Here is a 2,525-nt window from a genome sequence, read left to right on the forward strand (position 1 = left end):
GTTGCGCGCCGGCTCGGTCTGCGGTACCGGTGCCGCGGCCGTCGTGGAGACGAGCCCCAGCGCCGTGAACAGCGCGAGGAACGCGGAGACGAGTACCTGCCACATCTTCCTGACCTGGGTTCCAGCCATGGATGACCTCACTTTCAGGTGGAGCGATTTGCGTACTTTCCTCATGATGTGTATGAGCGTCGTCATCCGTGGGACCCTCGCCCGTGGCGCGTCGATGGTCTGATGAACACCACCCGGACGGACGCACGGCCCGAAAGTTGCGCGGCTCCCCGTCCCCTCCGGCGCCGCCGGTTCCGGGACCCTGGTGATCAGGGCCGTCCACAGGGGAGTTGGGTGCCCGACCCTTGGTCACCGTTCGATATCGGTCGGTGTGTATAGTCGGGCGTCCAGAGGTCTTCTACGTCAAGGAAAGACGAGGTCGCGCGGTGAAGAAGCTTCTCCTGGTCGCCCTGGCCGCCATCGGCGGTCTCCTCGTGTACCGCCAGATCCAGGCGGACCGCGCCGAGCAGGATCTGTGGACCGAGGCCACCGACTCCGTGCCCAGCGGTTCCTGAACCGGCGGTTGCCGAAACCACGCGAAAACCCCGGTCGCCCGAAGGCGGCCGGGGTTTCGTGTGTTCCTGGGCCGGCCGGCCCGGCCGGGGCCGGGGCCGGAACGGCTCTGCACCTCAGTTCTGGTGCACCTGGTAGTGGGCCACCGCGTCCGCGGTGCGGCCGGCGCCGTACACCCGGAGGAACTCGGCGAGTTCGGGGTGGCTCTCCCCGATCCGCTCGGCGGCCTCGATGATGTCGCCGGCCGCGGCCAGCGAGCGCAGGAGACTCTGTATCTCCCGCACCACCCTCTTCACCGTCGGAGCGCCCACCGGGCTCGCCGCGGCCTGCTGCGCGGCGGCGCTCAGCATGGAGCCGCCCTGGGACTTCTTGATCTCCTCCATGCGCTCGGCCGCCTCGGCCGCGCTGACGCTGCCGTCGGCGACCTGGGCCGCCAATTCCTGCAGCAGCCGCACCCGCTGCACCACGGCCGGGTTGCCGATCTTCGCCCGCTGCCCGCTCATCAGCTGGGACAGCATCGGCGCGGACAGGCCGAGCACACCCGCAAGCCTCGCCTGGTTGAGCCCCAGGTCGTCGATCAGTCGCCGGAAGAGCTCCCCCAGAGGCTCCCCGTACCAGTTCCGCTGCAGCTCGCGCGCCCGTGCGGTGGCTTCCTGCTGTGCGGCGTCCATGCGTCTCCCCATCGCTTCCCCATGTACAGGGTTCGCTCGAGCGAACCACGTACCGAATCTTACGGAGGGGGAACGGCGGCCGGGACCCTGCGGCCGCCCCGGTTGACCAATCCTTTTGCGGGATGGTGGGGGTGACCGGGTAGTCTGGTCGTCGGCTCGCACCGGTGGTTCACACCTTCGGGGCGGACGCCGCCATTGAGGGGCCTTAGCTCAGTTGGTAGAGCGCTGTCTTTGCATGGCAGATGTCAGGGGTTCGACTCCCCTAGGCTCCACTTCGCGTGACACCCGTCGCAGGTGTCCCGTCCCCTGTGTCCAGGGACTTCGAAGCCCTCCCTCGCGGAGGGCTTCTCGCGTTCCCCGCGCGCGTGTGCGGACGTACCGGCGCGGCGTGTGCGGACCTACCGTCCCCGTCCCCGTCCCCGGGTGCGGGGCCGCGGCGGCCGACGGGATGTCAGCCGTGCGTCTGCCCGCCCGTGTGCGCCCCCCGTGCTTCACCTGAAACGTCCTCCGGCGCCTGATTCGTCCTGTTTGACGTGGGCATGCACGTGAAATCGGGGTAAAACCATACTGAACACAGTCCCTGTGCAGTACGGTGCCGTTCCGTGCGGAGGTTCATGGGGATGGGTCCGCACGCACACACGGTGACCCTTGACCGGGGTCACTCGGCCTGGGGGGCGTGTGGATGGTGGGCGATGCTCGGACATCCGTGGGGATACGTGAGGCCGGCAGGTCCCGTACCCGCCGGACTCTCCGTGGGGAAACGATTCGACAGCGGGTCATCGGCCTGCGGGACAAGCCGGGTTGGTACGCACCCGCGCTGATCTGTGTGGACGCCGCGGTGCCGGCCGTGTCGGTGCCCTGGGTGCTGACGCAGGCGGGACAGCCCGCAGCCGGGCCGGTGACCGCGACCGCGGCCCTGACCTGGCTCGTGGTGCGGGGCGCCAGACGCCGCTACACCCGCCAGGAGGTCGGGGAGTCGCGCGGCGCCGTGCCGGTGCTGCACGACTGGCTCATCGCCCTCGCGGTCCTCGCGGTGATCGGGGTCGGCGTCCGCACGGTCGTCGACCCCTTCGTCGTCCTGGCCGCGCTGACGCCCGCGCTGGTCCTCTCCCTCTTCGCCCGGCGGGTGGTCCACGCCCACCTGGCCAGGGCCCGGCGTGCCGCGCAGGCGGTGCTGCGGGTGCTGGTGGTGGGCGAGGCCGGAGCGCTGCCGGTGGTGCTGGGGCGGCTCGACTCCCGTACCGACCACCCCTACGCCGTGGTCGGCACGGTCTCGGTCGGCGGCGAGGTCCC

At 70.3% G+C, this 2,525-nt stretch carries 2 protein-coding genes, 1 tRNA gene and 1 pseudogene; 3 read left to right on the forward strand and 1 reads right to left on the reverse strand.

All coding sequences use genetic code 11. The annotated features are described in order from the left end of the window. Positions 1-434 precede the first annotated feature (434 nt). Positions 435-563: a DLW-39 family protein gene (locus HW445_RS32890; protein WP_007824483.1), complete on the forward strand. Its 129-nt coding sequence runs from the start codon at positions 435-437 to the stop codon at positions 561-563. 114 nt (positions 564-677) lie between these two features. Here HW445_RS32890 and HW445_RS26475 read toward each other — a convergent pair whose 3' ends face one another. Continuing rightward, a complete protein-coding gene (locus HW445_RS26475; RefSeq protein WP_180223405.1) occupies positions 678-1,232 on the reverse strand; it encodes a DNA-binding protein in 555 nt (184 codons plus the stop codon). 199 nt (positions 1,233-1,431) lie between these two features. On the opposite strand from HW445_RS26475, the gene HW445_RS26480 reads away from it, so the two are divergent. Together HW445_RS26480 and HW445_RS26485 are read left to right on the forward strand one after the other, a co-directional pair. Next, positions 1,432-1,504, forward strand: a tRNA-Ala gene (locus HW445_RS26480). Between the two features lie 554 nt (positions 1,505-2,058). Further along, positions 2,059-2,525: pseudogene (locus HW445_RS26485) on the forward strand (sugar transferase); the annotation flags it as partial.

It is taken from the genome of Streptomyces sp. UH6 (assembly GCF_013421635.1).
In the GTDB taxonomy this organism is placed as follows: domain Bacteria; phylum Actinomycetota; class Actinomycetes; order Streptomycetales; family Streptomycetaceae; genus Streptomyces; species Streptomyces abyssomicinicus.